The following is a 3,081-nucleotide window of genomic DNA, read 5'->3' as shown; positions in this document are numbered from 1 at the left end:
ATCCCGTCCGGCACGCAGACCCGCGCCGCTGCCGCGGCCACCACTCGTGCACCCGCCGCCCGTCGCGCCCGGCCGACCACCGGCGGTCACCGCACCCAACCGCCGCGCCGGACCTTCTCGTCGGGTCAGCGTGCCCTGCTGTGGGCCGCCGGGGTCCTCGGTGCGCTGGCGATCATCATCGCCGTCCTCATCGTGATGAACTCGCACGGCAACAATTCACAGCAGCAACCATCCGCACCCACCGTGACCGATACGGGAACGCCGCCCAGCAAGTCTGAATCGGCGCCGGCGCATCCAACTAATTGGACGTATCGGGGGGCTGCGGGTAATCCTGGAGGGCAATGCAAGCTGCCCACACCCAGGCGGGCGCCCGCGCTGACCTTCTCTTGCGCGGTGACGTCCCAACACGAGAAACCGCAATGACGACCCCGCAGCACCTGTCCGACCGCTACGAACTCGGCGAGATCCTTGGCTTCGGTGGCATGTCCGAGGTCCATTTGGCCCGGGATGTCCGGTTACACCGAGACGTCGCGGTCAAGGTGCTGCGCGCCGACCTGGCCCGCGACCCCAGCTTCTACCTACGCTTCCGGCGCGAAGCGCAGAACGCGGCCGCGCTCAACCACCCGGCGATCGTCGCGGTCTATGACACCGGCGAGGCCGAAACGGCCGCCGGCCCGCTGCCCTACATCGTGATGGAGTACGTCAACGGGGTGACGCTGCGCGACATCGTCCACACCGACGGACCGATGCCGCCCAAGCGGGCCATTGAGGTGATCGCCGACGCGTGCCAGGCGCTGAACTTCTCGCACCAGCACGGCATCATCCACCGCGACGTCAAGCCGGCCAACATCATGATCAGCACCACCAACGCGGTCAAGGTGATGGACTTCGGCATCGCGCGTGCCCTGGCGGACAGTGGCAACAGCGTCACCCAGACCGCCGCGGTGATCGGTACCGCGCAATATCTTTCGCCCGAGCAGGCCCGCGGCGACAGCGTCGACGCCCGCTCCGACGTCTACTCCCTGGGCTGTGTGCTCTACGAAATGCTTACCGGCGAACCACCTTTCGTAGGTGACTCGCCCGTCGCAGTGGCCTATCAGCACGTCCGCGAAGACCCGGTTCCGCCGTCGCGACGCTACGATGGCATCTCCGCCGATCTGGACGCGGTGGTGCTCAAGGCGCTGGCGAAGAACCCGGAGAACCGCTACCAGACCGCCGCCGAGATGCGCGCCGACCTGGTGCGGGTGCACAACGGCGAACCGCCGGACGCGCCCAAGATCCTCACCGACGCCGACCGTTCATCGCTGATGGCGGCCCCGCATTCCAGTGACTCCGCGCATGCGCATACCGATGCGCTGCCCCGCCAGCAGCTCGACTTCCCCCGCCAACGCGGCCCCGGTTCGGTGAGCCGCTGGGTAATCGCCGTGTCGGCGCTCGCGGTGCTAACGGTGATCGTCACGATCCTGATCAACACGTTCGGCGGCGGCATGCGCAACGTACAGGTGCCCGACGTGCGCAACCAGGCGTCGGCCGACGCGATCGCCGCGCTGCAAAACCACGGGTTCAAGACCCGTACCCAGCAGAAGCCCGACTCGAATGTTCAGCCCGACCACGTGATCGACACCGACCCGGGTGCCAACGCGAAAGCCGGTGCCGGCGACTTGATTACGGTCGACGTGTCCACCGGACCCGAGCAGCGCGAGGTGCCCGACGTCTCCTCGCTGAGCTACGCCGCGGCGGTGAAGAAGCTGAAATCCAGTGGGTTCAATCGCTTCAAGCAGGTCAACTCTCCGTCGACACCGGAGATGAAGGACAAAGTCATCGGCACCAACCCGCCGGCGAATCAGACGTCGGCGATCACCAACGAGATCGCCGTGATCGTCGGCTCGGGTCCGTCGACCAAGCAGGTTCCCGATATCGCCGGGCAGACCATCGACGAGGCGCAGAAGAACTTGGCGGTGTACGGCTTTTCCAAGTTCGCTCAGGCCTCGGTCGACAGCGCCAAACCGGCCGGCGCGGTTCTCGGCACGAATCCGCCTGCGGGAGCGACCGTTCCGGTTGACACGGTGATCGAGTTGCAGGTGTCCAAGGGCAACCAGTTCATGATGCCCGACGTGACCGGAATGTTCTGGACCGACGCCGAACCGCGGTTGCGCACGCTGGGCTGGACCGGCGTGCTGGACAGGGGCCCCGACGTCGACGCGGGTGGCTCGCAGCACAACCGGGTGGTGTACCAGAACCCGCCAGCGGGTCAGGGCACCAACAAAGACGGCGGCATCACGCTGAAGTTCGGTCAGTAGCCGCGTCGTAACGCCGCACGGTGGCCAGGCTGTCCACCAATTCGCTCTCCAGCTTGCGCACCAGGCCGTCGTCGCGAGCCTGGCCGCAGTCGGCCAGCCAGTTGGCCAGCATCCGGTGGCCGCCTTCGGTGAGGATCGATTCCGGGTGGAACTGCACACCGTGGATCGGCAGCTCGGCATGCCGCACCCCCATGATCACCCCGCTGCGGGTGTGGGCGGTCACCTCCAGCTCGGCGGGCAGTGTCTCGGGCATGATCGTCAACGAGTGATACCGGGTCGCGGTGAATGGGTCTGGAAGGCCTTGTAGCACACCGGTGTTCGTGTGGTACACACTGCTGGTCTTGCCGTGCAGCAACTCGGGGGCCCGGTCCACGGTGGCGCCGAAGGCCACTCCGATGGCTTGGTGGCCTAGGCACACGCCCAGCAACGAGGTGCCCGATGCGGCGCAGGCGCGCACCAGGTCGATCGATGCGCCCGCGCGCTCCGGCGTGCCGGGACCCGGGCTCAGCAAGATTCCGTCGACCTCGCCGGCAACGGCAGACGGGTCGGCGAGTCGAGCGTCGTCGTTACGCCACACCTGCGCGTCGACACCCAACTGGCCGAGATACTGCACCAGGTTGAAGACGAAGCTGTCGTAGTTGTCGACGACCAAGATCTGCATAGTGCCAGGCTACCGTTGCGCTTACGTGCAGTGCGCTCAGTAACTGACCGGGCCGGCGGGCTCCGCGGAGTGCATCCGCAGCGGTTCGGTGTGCCCCACGACGTGGACGTCGGGTGACAC

2 protein-coding genes and 1 pseudogene are annotated in these 3,081 nt (G+C 66.9%); 2 read left to right on the top strand and 1 reads right to left on the bottom strand.

Translation table 11 applies throughout. The annotated features are described in order from the left end of the window. Window positions 1–423: pseudogene (locus WAO18_RS22600) on the top strand (serine/threonine protein kinase); the annotation flags it as partial. Beyond that, window positions 420–2,300 (top strand): Stk1 family PASTA domain-containing Ser/Thr kinase, encoded by a 1,881-nt coding sequence (pknB, locus tag WAO18_RS22595; RefSeq protein ID WP_422208462.1) that lies wholly within the window; start codon window positions 420–422, stop codon window positions 2,298–2,300. The pseudogene WAO18_RS22600 and the gene pknB, both read left to right, overlap by 4 nt. Here the strand turns inward: pknB and WAO18_RS22590 are convergent. After that, complete coding sequence (locus WAO18_RS22590; protein WP_422208461.1) at window positions 2,278–2,961, bottom strand: aminodeoxychorismate/anthranilate synthase component II; 684 nt, start codon at window positions 2,959–2,961, stop codon at window positions 2,278–2,280. The two genes, pknB and WAO18_RS22590, sit on opposite strands and share 23 nt — an antisense overlap. Window positions 2,962–3,081 lie beyond the last annotated feature (120 nt).

This window comes from Mycobacterium sp. (genome assembly GCF_049278535.1).
Taxonomy (GTDB): domain Bacteria; phylum Actinomycetota; class Actinomycetes; order Mycobacteriales; family Mycobacteriaceae; genus Mycobacterium.
Note: the sequence above shows the minus strand (reverse complement) of the source record. Positions and strands in the feature narration are given on the sequence as shown.